General features: G+C 62.9%; 14 protein-coding genes and 1 pseudogene. 11 read left to right on the top strand and 4 right to left on the bottom strand.

Translation table 11 applies throughout. From position 1 onward, the window contains the following. The first annotated feature begins 134 nt into the window (after positions 1-134). The 6 genes from HX873_RS17485 to HX873_RS17460 all read left to right on the top strand — a co-directional run bounded on the left by HX873_RS17485 (position 135) and on the right by HX873_RS17460 (position 6,095). Positions 135-1,802 (top strand): AMP-binding protein, encoded by a 1,668-nt coding sequence (locus HX873_RS17485; protein WP_177068732.1) that lies wholly within the window; start codon positions 135-137, stop codon positions 1,800-1,802. A gap of 31 nt (positions 1,803-1,833) precedes the next feature. Beyond that, positions 1,834-2,277, top strand: coding sequence for a hotdog fold thioesterase (locus HX873_RS17480; protein ID WP_102369642.1), 444 nt, complete (start codon positions 1,834-1,836; stop codon positions 2,275-2,277). 98 nt (positions 2,278-2,375) lie between these two features. Then, positions 2,376-3,185 (top strand): alpha/beta fold hydrolase, encoded by an 810-nt coding sequence (locus HX873_RS17475; protein ID WP_008431257.1) that lies wholly within the window; start codon positions 2,376-2,378, stop codon positions 3,183-3,185. Beyond that, the gene (locus tag HX873_RS17470) at positions 3,182-4,036 is read left to right on the top strand and encodes an alpha/beta hydrolase (protein WP_177068178.1); all 855 of its coding nucleotides are present in this window, start codon (positions 3,182-3,184) and stop codon (positions 4,034-4,036) included. Before HX873_RS17475 ends, HX873_RS17470 begins: the two co-directional genes overlap by 4 nt. 102 nt (positions 4,037-4,138) lie before the next feature. Next, positions 4,139-4,957, top strand: a complete 819-nt coding sequence (locus tag HX873_RS17465; RefSeq protein WP_177122965.1) for a DUF4892 domain-containing protein — start codon at positions 4,139-4,141, stop codon at positions 4,955-4,957. 73 nt (positions 4,958-5,030) lie between these two features. Continuing rightward, positions 5,031-6,095 carry an AI-2E family transporter gene (locus HX873_RS17460; protein ID WP_003217173.1) on the top strand — a complete coding sequence of 355 codons (1,065 nt, stop codon included), beginning with the start codon at positions 5,031-5,033 and terminating at the stop codon, positions 6,093-6,095. Positions 6,096-6,123: 28 nt separating this feature from the next. On the opposite strand, the gene HX873_RS17455 is transcribed toward HX873_RS17460, so the two are convergent. Further along, positions 6,124-7,161 carry a cell wall metabolism sensor histidine kinase WalK gene (locus tag HX873_RS17455; RefSeq protein ID WP_003217175.1) on the bottom strand — a complete coding sequence of 346 codons (1,038 nt, stop codon included), beginning with the start codon at positions 7,159-7,161 and terminating at the stop codon, positions 6,124-6,126. Beyond that, positions 7,161-7,925 carry a response regulator gene (locus HX873_RS17450; RefSeq protein ID WP_032898726.1) on the bottom strand — a complete coding sequence of 255 codons (765 nt, stop codon included), beginning with the start codon at positions 7,923-7,925 and terminating at the stop codon, positions 7,161-7,163. Before HX873_RS17450 ends, HX873_RS17455 begins: the two co-directional genes overlap by 1 nt. A 290-nt stretch (positions 7,926-8,215) precedes the next feature. On the opposite strand from HX873_RS17450, the gene pyrF reads away from it, so the two are divergent. Beyond that, entirely contained in the window at positions 8,216-8,914 is a 699-nt protein-coding gene (gene pyrF, locus HX873_RS17445; protein ID WP_003217180.1) for an orotidine-5'-phosphate decarboxylase, read from the top strand. Positions 8,915-9,053: 139 nt separating this feature from the next. On the opposite strand, the gene HX873_RS17440 is transcribed toward pyrF, so the two are convergent. Next, entirely contained in the window at positions 9,054-10,061 is a 1,008-nt protein-coding gene (locus tag HX873_RS17440) for an NADP-dependent oxidoreductase (protein ID WP_087695366.1), read from the bottom strand. A gap of 229 nt (positions 10,062-10,290) precedes the next feature. Between HX873_RS17440 and HX873_RS17435 the strand changes: the two genes are divergently transcribed. The 4 genes and pseudogenes from HX873_RS17435 to HX873_RS32105 all read left to right on the top strand — a co-directional run bounded on the left by HX873_RS17435 (position 10,291) and on the right by HX873_RS32105 (position 14,763). Continuing rightward, the gene (locus HX873_RS17435) at positions 10,291-11,052 is read left to right on the top strand and encodes an SDR family oxidoreductase (protein WP_008431261.1); all 762 of its coding nucleotides are present in this window, start codon (positions 10,291-10,293) and stop codon (positions 11,050-11,052) included. Positions 11,053-11,255: 203 nt separating this feature from the next. After that, complete coding sequence (locus tag HX873_RS17430; protein WP_134327080.1) at positions 11,256-12,680, top strand: PLP-dependent aminotransferase family protein; 1,425 nt, start codon at positions 11,256-11,258, stop codon at positions 12,678-12,680. A 115-nt stretch (positions 12,681-12,795) separates the two neighbouring features. After that, positions 12,796-13,902, top strand: a pseudogene (locus HX873_RS32110) (HAMP domain-containing protein); the annotation flags it as partial. Next, positions 13,882-14,763 carry a methyl-accepting chemotaxis protein gene (locus tag HX873_RS32105; RefSeq protein WP_371315662.1) on the top strand — a complete coding sequence of 294 codons (882 nt, stop codon included), beginning with the start codon at positions 13,882-13,884 and terminating at the stop codon, positions 14,761-14,763. The pseudogene HX873_RS32110 and the gene HX873_RS32105, both read left to right, overlap by 21 nt. Positions 14,764-14,799: 36 nt before the next feature. On the opposite strand, the gene HX873_RS17420 is transcribed toward HX873_RS32105, so the two are convergent. Continuing rightward, on the bottom strand, positions 14,800-15,612 hold the full coding sequence (locus HX873_RS17420; protein ID WP_102606303.1) for an alpha/beta fold hydrolase: 813 nt from the start codon (positions 15,610-15,612) through the stop codon (positions 14,800-14,802). Between the last annotated feature and the right edge of the window lie 40 nt (positions 15,613-15,652).

Below are 15,652 nucleotides of genomic sequence, written 5' to 3'. Positions count from 1 at the left end.
ACCATAAGCGGCCGTTACCTGAATAACGGATATGCCCCCAAAAACAGCAGAACTTGCACCCCCCGCGCTCCCATGAAATAGTCAGCCAAGCAAGTGCTTGGTTGGCTACCATCGGAACACAAAGGAGCGCGTCCATGTCTGTCGCTATTCGTTTGCCGCTGCAAGTCTTCTTCGACCGCGAAGCCCGCCACCCACGGCAACGATTCCTGGTTCAGCCCATCAAGGGCGGCGAGGTCCAAACCCTCACCTGGGCCGAAGCCGGTCAACAGGCCCGCTGCGCCGCCCACTGGCTGCGAGCCCGCGACCTGCCAGTGGGCTCCCACATCGCCCTGATCTCGAAAAACTGCGCCCACTGGATCATCGCCGACCTCGCCATCTGGATGGCCGGCCACGTCTCGGTCCCGCTCTACCCCAACCTCACCGCCGACTCCGTCGCCCACGTACTCGAGCATTCCGAAGCCGCACTGGCATTTATCGGCAAACTGGACGACTGGCCCGCCATGTCCGCCGGAGTAAAGGCCGACCTGCCCACCATCAGCCTGCCGCTGTGCCCCGATGGCGAATTCGATTTCACCTGGGCCGACCTGCAAGCCTGCTCACCCATTCAGGACAACCCCGCGCCCGCAGCATCCGATCTAGCCACCATCATCTACACCTCCGGCACCACCGGCCTGCCCAAGGGCGTGATGCACAGCTTCGGCGCGCTGGCCTTCGCGGCCATCCGCGGCACTGAACTGTTCGGCCTGGGGGAGGGCGACCGCCTGCTGTCCTACCTGCCGCTGTGCCACGTCGCCGAACGCATGTTCGTGGAGATGGCCTCGATCTACACCGGACAGACAGTATTTTTCGCCGAGAGCCTCGACACTTTTCTGACAGACCTCAAACGGGCGAGGCCAACAGCGCTGTTCGGCGTACCGCGGATCTGGACCAAATTCCAGATGGGCGTCTATAGCAAAATCCCCGCAAGCCGCCTCGATACCTTGCTGCGCCTGCCCTTCATCGGCAAGCGGGTCGGCCACAAAGTACTCGCCGGGTTGGGCCTGGACGCTGTGCGCGTGGCGATCTCCGGCGCAGCCCCCGTGCCCGAAGCACTGTTGGTCTGGTATCGCCGGCTGGGCCTGGATGTGCTGGAGGTCTATGGCATGACCGAAAGCTGCGGCTACTCCCACGTGTGCCGCCCCGGCCAGCAGAAACTCGGCTGGATAGGCCCGCCATGCCCGGACGTCGAAGTACGCATCGGTGACGACGGCGAAGTCCAGGTACGCAGCGGCGCGACCATGCTCGGTTATTACAAGGACCCGGCAAAAACTGCCGAGACCCTCACCGCCGACGGCTTCCTGCGCACCGGCGACAAGGGCGAGCAGGGCACCGATGGCCGCCTGCGGCTGACCGGGCGGCTCAAGGAAATCTTCAAGACCAGCAAAGGCAAATACGTGGCCCCGGCGCCGATTGAAAACCGCCTGGCCGAACATGCACGCATCGAGCAGGTGTGCGTGGTGGGCGATGGCTTGAGTGCGCCCATGGGCCTGTGCGTGTTATCTGCCGTGGGTCTGCAAGATGCCGCAGGCGCTGGGCGCCAGGCTTTGCAGGGCAGCCTTGAACGCTTGCTGGAAGAGGTCAACCAAGTGCTCGATAAACATGAGCGCTTGCGCCAACTGGTGGTGGTGAAAGACAGTTGGGCGGTGGAAAACGGTTTTCTCACGCCGACCTTGAAGATCAAGCGCAACGTGATTGAATCAGCCTACGGGTCGCAGTTCCTGGCCTGGAGCGAGCGCTCCGAGGCCGTGCTGTGGCAGGATTGAGCACTGACATAAAACCAATAAGGACCGATCAATGAGCCTGTGGCGCACCCAACCGAATATCGAGCAACTGAATGCGATTCAGAAAAACACCATCGGTGAAGTACTGGATATCCGCTTTGAACGTTTTGACGACGAGTCCCTGACGGCCAGCATGGTGATCGACCACCGCACCCATCAACCCTACGGCCTGCTGCACGGCGGCGCGTCGGTGGTACTCGCGGAAACCGTGGGCTCCATGGCCAGTTACCTGTGCATCGACGCCAGCAAGTTCTATTGCGTGGGCCTGGAAATCAACGCCAACCACCTGCGCGGCTTGCGCAGCGGGCGGGTGACGGCGGTGGCCAAGCCGATTCATATCGGGCGCACCACCCACGTGTGGGACATCCGCCTGACCAGCGATGAAGGCAAGGCCAGCTGTGTATCGCGCCTGACCATGGCCGTGGTACCGCTGGGGGAGAAGCCGCCGGCCCGATAGGCGTGGCGTGAGTGTCATCATTCCTGGCAGTTACAGTCATTGCCGTGACTGCCGGGTCTGGGGAGAATCAACACTCTGTTTACGGTGATGGATCAGGTATGTCGCAGCACGTGTTTTTCGCTCACGCCAATGGCTTTCCTTCGGCGACCTACGGCAAATTGTTTGCCGCCCTGGCCCCGGAGTACGCCGTCGCGCATTTGCCGCAGCACGGTCACGACCCCCGGTTTCCAGTGGATGACAATTGGCAGAACCTGGTGGACGAACTGATCCACCACCTTGAGCAACAACCGGAGCCGGTGTGGGGCGTGGGCCATTCGTTGGGTGGCGTGCTGCACCTGCATGCGGCCATGCGTAGCCCGCAGCTGTATCGCGGGGTGGTGATGCTGGATTCGCCGGTACTGACCCTGGCCGATCGCTGGGTGATCCGCGCGGCCAAGCGTTTCGGCTTTATTGACCGGCTGACCCCGGCGGGGCGCACCCTGGGCCGTCGTGAAGAGTTCGCCGACCTGGCGGCTGCGCGCCAGTACTTCGCTGGCAAGACCTTGTTTCGCGGCTTTGATCCCGACTGTTTTGATGCCTACCTGCAACACGGCCTGGAGCCGGTGGGTGATCGCCTGCGCCTGCGCTTTGATCCGGCCACCGAAATCAGCATCTACCGCGGCGTGCCCCACACCAGCCCCGGCCAGGCCCGGCAACTGAAAGTGCCGCTGGCGGTGGTGCGTGGTCGCCAGAGCCGGGTGGTGATGCGTCACCATGCCAGCGGCGTGGGGCGCATGCCCATGGGCGAAATGCTGACCATGCCCGGCGGCCACATGTTTCCCCTTGAACGCCCACAGGACACCGCCACTTTGATCAAGAACCTGTTTGCCCGTTGGGAAGCTCGCCAGCGCGAGCGCAGTTGCGCATGACTGCGCCTGTCGAAGAAGTCCGCCTGGCGCTGCCGCACATCGAGTTGGCGGCGCATCTGTTCGGCCCTGAAGACGGTTTGCCGGTGATTGCCCTGCATGGCTGGCTGGACAACGCCAACAGCTTTGCCCGGCTGGCACCGAAACTCGATGGCCTGCGCATCGTCGCCCTGGACATGGCCGGCCATGGTCACTCGGCCCATCGACCCGCTGGCGCCGGTTATTCCCTGTGGGATTACGTCCACGACGTGCTGCAAGTCGCCGAACAACTCGGGTGGAAACGTTTTGCATTACTTGGCCACTCCCTCGGCGCCATCGTTTCCCTGGTGTTGGCCGGCGCCTTGCCGGAGCGGGTGACGCACCTGGGATTGATTGATGGCGTGATCCCGCCGACCGGCACCGCAGACAACGCCGCCGAACGCCTCGGCATGGCGTTGCAGGCGCAAATGAACCTGCAGGACAAGCGCAAGCCGGTGTACAGCACCCTTGATCGCGCGGTGGAAGCGCGGATGAAAGGCGTGGTGGCAGTCAGTCGTGAAGCCGCCGAACTGCTGGCCCAGCGTGGCTTGATGCCCGTGCCGGGTGGTTACACCTGGCGCAGCGACAGCCGCCTGACCCTGGCCTCCCCCATGCGCCTGACAGAAGAACAGGCGATGGCCTTCGTGCGCCGAGTCGGCTGTCCGACACAGTTGGTGGTCGCCGAAGACGGCATGTTGGCGAAACATTCCGAATTGCTTTCCGGGCTTCCGTTCCAGGTGACTACCTTGCCCGGTGGCCATCATTTGCACCTGAATGACGAGCCAGGCGCTACCCTTGTTGCAGACTGTTTCAATCGGTTCTTCTCCACGCCTTGACTTGGCGGGGTCAACTGCCGAGGCTGGGCGGATCGAAAGGGAGTCAACCATGAACGATCTCAACACCGCAGCGCACCCCAATGGCCAGGGCGCGCCGATCCGATGAGTATGCCGAAGGGATTTTTCCGTGTTCTGGGGCTGTGCTGTTTCAGCCCGCTGGTGTTTGCCGCCGACGTACCGGGTAGCCAGGACTTGCCCGCCGTGGCCCGTCAGGTCGACGCGCAGATCGTCGACTACCGTCCCGCCGAAGAGAAAGAACGTATCTACCCGCTGGGCTCGATCCGCAAGATCAGCGGCCAGCTGCGCTATGAAGGCCAGGCCACCGCCCGCGGCCAAGCCACTGCCATCACCTACGAACTGCCTGCCGAGCACACCTCCAGCGCCGCCTTTACCGCCACCCGCGAAGCCTTGCAGGCCCAGGGCGCGCAACTGCTGTTCTGGTGCCAGGCCCGTGATTGCGGTGAAAGCAGCCTGTGGGCCAATGAAGTGTTCGGCAATGCCAAGCTGGTGGGCGCCGACGGCCAGCAGGAATACCTGCTGCTGCGCCTGGCGGCCCCGCAGGACAACTCCCTGGTCGCGTTGTACGGCATCACCCGGGGCAATCGACGGGCGTACCTGCACGTGGAACAGATGGACGCCAGCGCACCGTTGGGCGATTTGCTGCCGACCTCCGCTACGCTGCTGCGGGAACTGAAAAGCACTGGCGAGCTGGATTTTCCCAAGCTGGGCGCCGAGCCTGACGCCACCTGGCTCACCCTTATTTCCCGCGGATTGAACCTGGATGCCACGTTGCGGGTCAGTTTGACCGGGCCCACCGCCGAGGCATGGCGCCAGGGCTTGATCGATCAGGGCGTACGTGCGGCGCGCCTGGAAACCAGCACCACCGAAGCCAAGGGTTTGCACCTGCATCTGATACGCTGACCGTTCCAGGGCGAACGGACCCGCGCCGTTCGCCTAAGCTCTTCCTCTTACAGACTTCTTTTCGAGAAACCACATGCTCAATAACGATCGCCTGCTGGTGCAGATCCTGCTGCTGGTGTTGTTTGGTGCCAGCTTCTGGGTGATGGCGCCTTTCTGGTCGGCGCTGTTCTGGGGCGCGGTACTGGCGTTTGCCAGTTGGCCGGTGATGCGCTTGCTCACCCGCTGGCTGGGCGGTCGCGAATCGCTGGCCGCCGGGATCCTGACCCTGGTCTGGATGCTATTGGTGGCGTTGCCGCTGGTTTGGCTGGGGTTCAACCTGGCCGACCATGTGCGCGATGCCGTGGGCCTGATCAAGGATATCCAGGTGGATGGCTTGCCTGCGGCGCCCACCTGGCTCGGTTCCATTCCCTTTGTCGGCGAACGATTGGTGGCGATGTGGGACAGCATCGACCAGCAGGGCGCGGCACTGATGGTCACGTTGAAACCGTACCTGGGCCAGGTCGGCAACTGGTTGCTGGCCCGCAGTGCGCAGATCGGCGGCGGCATCCTGGAACTGACCCTGAGCCTGGTGTTTGTGTTCTTTTTCTACCGTGACGGGCCGCGCCTGGCGATGTTTGTGCATCGCTTGCTGGAGCGGTTGATCGGCGACCGGGCGGGTTATTACATCGAACTGGTCGCGGGTACGGTGCAGCGGGTGGTCAACGGTGTGATCGGCACCGCTGCCGCCCAGGCCTTGCTGGCGCTGATCGGCTTCTGGATTGCCGGTGTTCCGGGGGCTTTGGTGCTGGGGATCGTGACGTTCCTGCTCAGCCTGATTCCGATGGGCCCGCCGCTGATCTGGATTCCGGCCACCGCCTGGCTCGCCTGGAAGGGCGACTACACCTATGCGGTGTTCCTCGGTGTATGGGGCACGTTCATCATCAGCGGCGTCGACAACGTGCTCAAGCCCTACCTGATCAGCCGTGGCGGCAACCTGCCGCTGGTGATCGTGTTGCTGGGGGTGTTTGGCGGGTTGATTGCGTTCGGCTTTATCGGCCTGTTTATCGGCCCGACATTGCTGGCGGTGGCGTATAGCTTGTTGACCGACTGGAGTGCCACCCAGGCTCAGGTGCGGCGGGAAGATAAAACCGGGCAGTAATGGTTCCTGCAGGGCGCAGGAACCATTCCTACGCCCTTGGCAGCCACATTACGGCGGTAAGGCCGCCGCCCGGAGTTTCCTCCAGGCTCAGCCGTCCACCGAGGCGTTCCACGGCTTCCTTGGAAATCGTCATGCCCAACCCCACGCCACCGGAATTGCGGTTGCGCGAGCCTTCCAGCCGATAAAACGGTTCAAACACCGCCTCGCGTTTATCCGCCGCAATGCCCGGGCCGTGGTCGATCACTTTCACCACCAGCGCCTGCGGAGTGTCCGCGAGTTCGATGCGCGCGGTGCCGGCGTACCGCAGGGCGTTGTCGATCAGGTTGTTCAGGCACGAACGCAGGGCCATCGGTTGCACTTGCAGCGGCGCGCACTCACCACTGCATTGCACATCGGAGCCGCGGTCCTGGGCGTTTTCACTCAGGGACTCCACCAGCGCCTGCACATCCAGCCAATGCCGGGTTTCGCTGGTGCGCTGCTCGTGCAGGTAGCTCAGGGTGGCATCGAGCATGCCGATCATGTCGTCCAGGTCCTGGCGCATCTGGCCCTGCAGCTTGGTGTCTTCGATCTGTTCCAGGCGCAGCTTGAGCCGTGACAGCGGCGTGCGCAGGTCGTGGGACACGGCGCCCAGCATGCGGGCACGCTGGGTGACCTGTTCGCGGATGCGCTTTTGCATCAGGTTGAAGGTCGATGCCGCTTGCCGCGCCTCTCGTGGGCCGGACTCGTTCAGCGGTGGGCTGTCGAGGTCCAGGCTCAGGCGCTCGGCCGCGGCGCTCAGGCGCTGGATTGGCCGGCTGAGCAGCTTGGCGCCGTACCAGGCGGCAATGATCAGCGAGATAAACTGGAAGGTCAGCGGCACCACAGGCCCGCCGAACCAGGGACGGCGATGCTCCTTGGGCATTGGCGTCAGGCTGCCGTCCGGTTGCTCGATGAAGGTCTCGTGGGGCGGAGGGGGCGGCGGGCCATAATGGTGAAACCAGAAGAATGCCAGCGCGTGGGCCAGCACAATCGCTACCAGCAACACACCGAACAGCCGCCCGAACAGGGTGTTGAAGGCGTTGCGCATCAGCCGATATCTCGGGCGTCGAACAGGTAGCCTTCACCGCGTACGGTCTTGATCAACTGCGGGGCCTTGGGGTCGTCCCCCAGCTTCTGGCGCAGGCGCGAGACCAGCAGGTCAATACTGCGATCAAAGGCCTCGATGGAGCGACCCCGGGCCGCGTCCAGCAATTGTTCACGGCTCAGTACCCGGCGCGGGCGCTCGATAAACACCCACAGCAAACGGAATTCGGCGTTGGACAGCGGCACCACCAGCCCGTCGTCGGCCACCAGCTGGCGCAGCACGCTGTTGAGGCGCCAGTTGTCGAAGCGGATATTCGCCCGCTGCTCGGTGCGGTCATCCCGCACCCGGCGCAGGATGGTCTGGATGCGCGCTACCAGTTCACGGGGCTCGAAGGGCTTGGACATGTAGTCGTCGGCCCCCAGTTCCAGGCCGATAATGCGGTCGGTAGGTTCGCAGCGGGCGGTGAGCATCAGGATCGGGATGTCCGATTCCGCCCGCAGCCAGCGGCACAGCGACAGGCCGTCTTCGCCCGGCAGCATCAGGTCGAGCACCACCACGTCGAAGGTCTCGGCTTGCATGGCCTGGCGCATGGCCGCGCCATCGGTCACGCCGCTGGCGAGGATATTGAAGCGCGCCAGGTAATCGATCAGCAGTTCGCGGATCGGCACGTCGTCGTCGACAATCAGTGCGCGGGTATTCCAGCGTTTGTCTTCACCGACAAGCGAGGCTTTTTGATCGTCATTCAGCACAGGAGTCAGGGTTTGCATGGTGCGATCATCTACCTGGTGGGCCGCCGGGCCGAGGATCGGCGGCGAGGTTGTTGCGTTCAGCATAGGCGCCCAGCACCGGGGCTGGAAGTTCTGTACGGTGGTTCACGTGTGCGAGGCTAATCTTCGGGGGTATTGCAGGCATGTCGGGAATGTATCTGTTTCGACACAATTGCCTGGGAGCCCGCAATCTGGCGGCTAAATCGCGAATTACCGATCATCGGATCCCGCAAACCCGCTGCTTGCGCTACAATCCGCGCCGATTTCGACTTGCCTGAGAGCCCATTCCAATGTCCGCCTGCCAGACTCCTATCATCGTCGCCCTGGATTACCCCACTCGTGACGCCGCACTGAAGCTGGCTGACCAGTTGGACCCCAAGCTTTGCCGGGTCAAGGTTGGCAAGGAACTGTTCACCAGTTGTGCCGCCGAAATTGTCGGCACCTTGCGTGACAAAGGGTTCGAGGTGTTCCTCGACCTGAAATTCCACGATATCCCCAACACCACAGCGATGGCGGTCAAGGCCGCCGCCGAAATGGGCGTGTGGATGGTCAACGTGCACTGCTCCGGCGGCTTGCGCATGATGGCTGCGTGCCGTGAAGTGCTCGATCAGCGCAGCGGCCCCAAGCCACTGCTGATTGGCGTGACCGTGCTGACCAGCATGGAGCGTGAAGACCTGGCCGGCATCGGCCTGGACATCGAGCCACAGGAACAAGTGCTGCGCCTCGCGGCCCTGGCGCAAAAGGCTGGCCTGGACGGCCTGGTGTGCTCGGCGCTGGAAGCCCAGGCGCTGAAGACCGCCCACCCGGCGTTGCAACTGGTGACCCCGGGGATTCGCCCGGCGGGCAGCGCCCAGGACGACCAGCGTCGCATCCTGACCCCGCGCCAGGCCCTGGATGCCGGTTCCGATTACCTGGTGATCGGTCGCCCGATCAGCCAGGCGGCCGACCCGGCCAAGGCGCTGGCAGCGGTAGTTGCCGAGATTGCCTGACTAAAGCGACCACGGTCTCTGTGGGAGCTGGCTTGCCTGCGATAGCATCGCCTCGGTATCACTGAAACACCGAGTCGCCTGCATCGCGGGCAAGCCCGGCTCCCACATTAACCGTGTGTGCAGAACGATCTGCGGTGTGTCAGCTGACCTTCAACACCAACTTCCCAAAGTTCTCACCGTTGAACAGTTTCATCAGCGTCTCCGGGAACGTCTCCAGCCCCTCGACTATATCTTCCTTGCTCTTGAGCTTGCCCTGAGCCATCCAGCCGGCCATTTCCTGCCCGGCAGCGGCAAAATTCGCCGCGTGGTCCATCACCACAAACCCTTCCATGCGCGCACGATTGACCAGCAGTGACAGGTAGTTGGCCGGCCCTTTGACAGCTTCCTTGTTGTTGTACTGGCTGATGGCGCCGCAGATCACTACGCGGGCTTTCAATGCCAGGCGGCTGAGCACGGCATCGAGAATGTCCCCGCCGACGTTATCGAAATACACGTCCACACCTTTCGGGCACTCGCGCTTGAGGCCGGCATGCACGTCTTCGTTCTTGTAGTCGATGGCTGCATCAAAACCCAGTTCATCCACCAGGAACCTGCATTTGTCGGCGCCGCCAGCGATGCCTACCACGCGGCAGCCTTTAATCTTGGCAATCTGCCCGGCAATGCTGCCCACCGCGCCTGCCGCGCCGGAGATCACCACGGTCTCGCCGGCCTTGGGCGCGCCGGTGTCCAGCAGGGCGAAGTAAGCGGTCATGCCGGTCATCCCCAGCGCCGACAGATAACGCGGCAACGGCGCCAGTTTCGGATCGACCTTGTAGAAACCCCGCGGCTCACCGAGGAAGTAATCCTGCACACCCAAGGCACCGTTGACGTAGTCGCCCACGGCAAATTTCGGGTTGTTCGATGCGATCACCTTGCCTACGCCCAGGGCGCGCATGACTTCGCCGATACCCACCGGCGGAATGTAGGATTTGCCCTCGTTCATCCAGCCGCGCATGGCCGGGTCCAGGGACAGGTATTCGTTGTGCACCAGCACCTGGCCGTCCTGGGGTGTACCCACCGGCACTTCCTGGTAAGTGAAGGTGTCCCGCGTGGCCGCGCCGACCGGGCGTTTGGCGAGCAGGAATTGGCGGTTGGTCTGGGCAGTCATGGCAGCGACTCTTGAGAAGTGGACCTTGAGTGATAGACCCTTCGGGCTGCACCGGCAAGGTGCGCGGCACCTGCGAATGCCCACCGATCCACTGCAATGATAGTGATGAGGGTGCCGTTATCACTGCGGCTCATGGTTCGCCAACCGGGCTTTTGATAGTGCTGACGCGCCGATGGTGGCTCTGGCTAGACTGGGGTCATCGAGCATCCCCATCGAAGGAACATCCACCATGAGCATGACATTTTCCGGCCAGGTCGCCCTGGTGACCGGTGCGGCCGCCGGCATTGGCCGCGCCACTGCGCTGGCGTTCGCCGCTGAAGGCTTGAAAGTCGTAGTCGCCGACCTGGACGCGGCTGGCGGCGAGGGCACTGTGGCGCTGATTCATCAGGCCGGTGGCGAAGCGGTGTTTGTGCGCTGCAATGTCACCCTGGAAGCGGACGTGCAGCAGTTGATGCAGCAGACCGTGGCCACCTATGGCCGGTTGGACTATGCCTTCAACAACGCCGGGATCGAGATCGAGAAGGGCAAGCTGGCGGACGGCAGCCTGGATGAGTTCGACGCAATCATGGGCGTCAACGTCAAGGGCGTGTGGCTGTGCATGAAGTATCAACTGCCGTTGCTGCTGGCTCAGGGCGGCGGCGCCATCGTCAACACGGCTTCTGTGGCAGGACTTGGGGCGGCGCCGAAGATGAGTATCTATGCCGCGTCCAAGCACGCGGTGATCGGCCTGACCAAGTCGGCGGCGATCGAGTACGCGAAAAAGAAAATCCGCGTCAACGCGGTATGCCCGGCCGTGATCGACACCGATATGTTCCGCCGTGCCTATGAAGCTGACCCGCGCAAAGCCGAATTTGCCGCCGCCATGCACCCGGTCGGGCGTATCGGCAAGGTCGAGGAGATCGCCAGCGCCGTGCTTTATCTGTGCAGCGACGGTGCTGCCTTCACCACGGGCCAGGCATTGGCGGTGGACGGTGGCGCGACCGCGATTTAGGAAGTGAGACGGATGCCATTCAGAAAAGCGTTGGAGGCGCTGTGGGGTTTTTCCGCAGGTGGCCAGATGCCTCACCTGAATGTGTTTCACTAGGTAAATAATTCAATTAAATCAATGATTTAGTAAATCTTGATCGCGGCTGTCATTGGGCTTCTGTGCTTAACTGGTTTGGGTTAAATGACAACAGTTTAAGTGAGTGGCTCATGGATTTAGGGATCGATCGACAAGCCCTTGTACCGGTAGTGCAGCAAATCGTCAGTGCGCTGGCCGCCTGGATTCGCGAGAGCGGCGCCAGCCCCGGGACGCGGTTGCCCTCGGTGCGGCAACTGGCCCACGAGAACCTGCTCAGTCAGTCCAGCGTCATCGAGGCGTTCGAGCGGATGGTTGCCCAAGGTGTGCTGGCCTCAAGGCAAGGCGCCGGTTTCTGTGTGGCCCAGCCACCCGCCGAGCGTGGTCTTCGCGGTGAAAACCAATGGTATGAGGGCGCCGAGTCGGGGTGGGGCGCCTTCATCGACAATCAACTGGGCGAACTGAAACTGGGATGCGGCTGGCTGCCGGACACCTGGCGCGAGAGCGACGACATCAGCTACGCGATTCGTGAAGTCACCCGCACCGACACCGCGGCCGTCTTCAACTACAGCACGCCGCTGGGCCTGCCGGCCCTGCGTGAACAGCTGCTCAAGCGCCTGGCGCACATCCAGGTGGCAACCCGGGTCGAGCATATCCTCACCACCCACGGTGCGAGCCATGCCCAGGACCTGCTGATCCGCACGCTGCTCAAGGCCGGCGACACCGTGGTGGTGGAAAGCCCGGGGTACGGCAACCTTTACCGCCAACTGGCCTTTCATGGTGTCAAGCTGCTGGAAGTGCCGCGCACCCGTGGCGGCCCGGACATGCATGCCCTGGAAGCGCTGTTGCGCGGGCACCGGCCCAAGTGCCTGTTCATCAACAGCCTGTATCACAACCCCACCGGCACCAGCCTGTCCCTGGCGGTGGCCGAGCGCTTGCTGCAACTGGCCCATTCCCAGGACTTCTTCATCATCGAGGAGGACGTCTATGGCGACCTGCAACATGCCACGTGCACCCGGTTGTCGGCGTTGCCCCACGAGGACCGGGTGATCTATGTCTCGAGTTTTTCCAAGACCCTCAGCAGCGCCTTGCGGGTGGGGTACCTCACGGCCAGCGGGGCGATCATCGCGCAATTGGCCAGGGTCAAGACCTTGACCGGCATCGGCACCTCGCGGTTTGCCGAGGCGGTGGTGGCTACGTTGCTGGCCAATGGTACCTACCGCAAGTGGGTGCAACGCCTGCGCCGGCGGCTGAGCACGGAAATGGCCATGACCCTGCAGGTGCTGGAAGACGAAGAGTGGGAGGTGTTTGCGGTGCCGGCGGGGGGCATGTTCCTCTGGGCGCGCCCTGGTGTCGGCGACCGTTCCACCGTGCAGGCGCGGGCTCGCCGGCTGGGAGTGTTGCTGTCGCCGGGGACGCTTTTCAGCCCGACGGGCGAATCCAGCGACTGGCTGCGCATCAATGTGGCCTACGCTTCTGATCAGCGTGCACTGGCGTTGTTCAAGGCCATGGGGCCGGCAGGATCGACCTCTACCATTCTGAAAACGACGAGGATGTAGCTTTTTGCCATTATTGTGGCGCCAAACCCTTGTATTCAGTGCCCCGGGGTTGCGAATCTCGCTGCATCGAAACCTGGCTTGATGGCATTCGCCATTGCAAGAGGACTCAAGTGCAATGATTTCTGCCGTGCAACGACGTTTTGCCAACCTCGGTATGGCCAAGAAACTGGGCTTGGGCTTTGCCCTGGTACTGCTGTTGACGGCATTGGTGGCCGCGATTGGCGTGTGGTCGCTGCAAACCGTTGGCCAGCGCTTCGAGGGCCTTAAAGCCATGTCGGCGCTCAACAGCGGCTTGCTCAAGGTGCGCTTGATCGAGCAGGACTACGCGCTGCATGCCGACCCCAAGTCGGTGGACGCCTTGCACGAAAGTGTCGACGCGTTGGCGGCCCAGGCGGTAATTCTCAAGGCCCAGTCGCCTGCCAATGTCCCGGTGATGAGCGACGTCGAGCAGGCGCTGGCGGCGTATCGCAAGGCGTTCGATGAGTTTGTCGAGCTGACCCAGACCAAGGACCTGGCGCTGGAAATGGCCAGTTGGTCGGTCTCCAGTGTCGCCAACAACCTTGATGTGTTGCAGGCCGGGCTGGCGGACGACGGCGCCTATGGCCTCAAGGAAAGCCAGGGCAAGGAAGGTGCCGAATTCATCGAGCAGGCGGGGCAGGTCAGCCAGGTCTCGCGCCTGATGCTGCAGGCCATGAACGAAGCGCACGTGCGCCTGGACCAGAGCCGCAAGGGCGATGACGAGAACGCCGAGCAAGGCAAGATCGAGCAGGCCGATCAGGCCCTGGCCCAGGTCGAACAGCTGAAAACCACCGTCAAGGATCCTGGCTACCAAACCGTGCTTAACGAAGTGTCCGGGCATATCGCGGCCTTCAGTGAAAAACTCGGCGAATACACCGGGCTGCTGGCCCAGGAAAAAGTCGTCTACAAGCAGTTGCACGAGCGCGCAGCCGAAGTGGTCACCCGGGTCAATCAGGCCTACGACGCAGAAGACCTGTCGATGCAGTCGCAGTTGAAGAAAAGCGCGTTGCTGATCATCGGTTCTTCGGCGTTGGCGTTATTGGTCGGGCTGATTGCCGCGTGGATCATTACCCGTTTGATCGTTGCACCGTTGCGCAGCGTGATTGCAGTGGCCCAGCAGATTGCCGCCGGTGATCTCAGTGGCCGTATGGAAGTCAGTCGCCGGGACGAGATGGGCCAGTTGATGCTCGCGATGCAACAGATGAGCAGCGGCCTGAGCAGCATGGTCAGCGGGTTGCAGGCGGGTATCGAGCAACTGGCCAGTTCGGCCCATTCGCTGTCCAGCGTCACCGAGCAGACCAATATCGAGGTCAGCAGCCAGAAGGAAGAAACCGAGCAGGTGGCCACGGCCATGAACCAGATGACCGCCACCGTGCACGATGTGGCGCGCAACGCCGAAGAAGCGGCCCAGGCGGCGCAGACGGCGGATGACAAGGTCGACAGCGGCCAGCAGGTGGTGCGTCAAAGCTTGCAGCGTATCGAGTTGCTGGCCAGCTCCGCGACCTCCGCCAGTACCAGCATCGAAAGCCTGAGCGCGGAGATCCAGACTATCGGTACCGTCCTTGAGGTGATCAAGAGCGTGGCCGAGCAAACCAACCTGCTGGCGCTGAATGCGGCCATCGAGGCGGCGCGGGCGGGCGAGCAGGGCCGCGGTTTTGCCGTGGTGGCCGACGAGGTGCGGGCGCTGGCCAAGCGCACCCAGCAATCGACCGAGGAAATCGAACGGTTGGTGAGTACCTTGCGCAGCGCTGCGCAGGCTTCGGTGCAGCAGATCAGGCAGAGCGGCGAACTGGTCAAGCTGGCGGTCAGTGATGCCCTGGAAACCGAAAGCGCCCTGGGCAGCATCGCGGCGGCGGTGTCGTTGATCCAGCAGATGAACCAGCAGATTGCCGCAGCGGCCGAAGAGCAAAGCTCGGTGGCCGAGGAAATCAACCGCAGCGTCACCAGCATCCGTGCGAGTGCCGATCAATCGGCGTTGAGCATGCAGGGCAATGCAGCGTCGAGCATCGAGCTGGCGCAGTTGGGTACGGAGCTTAAGGGGATGGTCGGGCACTTTCGCCTTTGATCACCGCAGGCCTGCGGTGATCAAAGGGCAGGGCGGTCAGGCGTTGTTGGCCAGGAAGGTCAGCAGCGCTTCGTTGACGAAATCGGGGTTTTCCCGGCTGGAGATATGCCCGGCGTGCGGAATCAACGTCAGCGCGCAGCCGATCAAGGCCGCCATTTCCTCTGATTCGGCCGGTGGGCGTGGCTTGTCCTGCTCGCCACACATCACCAGGGTGGTGTCGGTGTCGAGGCGCGCCAGTTGTTCCAGCACATCCGCGCGGCTGAAGATAATCCGGCCCAGGGGCACGATGCTGTGCACCAGGCGCTCCTTGGGGAAGGCCTGCAGTGCGTTGCGGAAATCCTGGTACAAGGCCGACTCCCGGTCGATACCGGGACGGAAGAAGATCGGCGCCACCACATCCAGCAGCGGTTCCGGAATGGCGCCGGCATCTTCGATCATCTTGAACAGCGAAAAGTAGTATTGGCGAGTGGCTTCCGGCTCGGCGCCCAGGTGCGTGTCCATCAGCACCAGGCTGTTGACCCGCTCGGGAGCCAGCAGCGCCAGGCGTGCGCCCCACATGCCGCCGACCGACAAGCCCACGAGGTTGACCTGGGCAATGTCCAGGTGATCCAGCAGCGCCAGGTGCTGGCGTGCGAGGTCGTCCAGGGATGCAGTGTTTGCAGGCAGTGCGCCGGACTCGCCGTGGCCCCAAAGCTCGGGGACGATCACCCGGTACTGTTGCGACAGGGCTTCGATCTGCGGCGCCCACATCTGGCTGTCCCACAGGTAGCTGGAACCGAGGAGAACGGCCGGGCCGGTGCCCTGGTCGAGGTAGTGCAGCGGTTGTCCATCGATGAGCACGACAGGCATGGCGAAGCCCTTTTCGTTAACGGAGTGAGGGGGCCTTTTT

Origin of the sequence: Pseudomonas sp. P7758 (assembly GCF_013386485.1) — a bacterium.
Lineage (GTDB): Bacteria > Pseudomonadota > Gammaproteobacteria > Pseudomonadales > Pseudomonadaceae > Aquipseudomonas.
The sequence above is the reverse complement of the archived record's forward strand: the minus strand, read 5'-3'. Positions and strand labels throughout refer to the sequence as shown.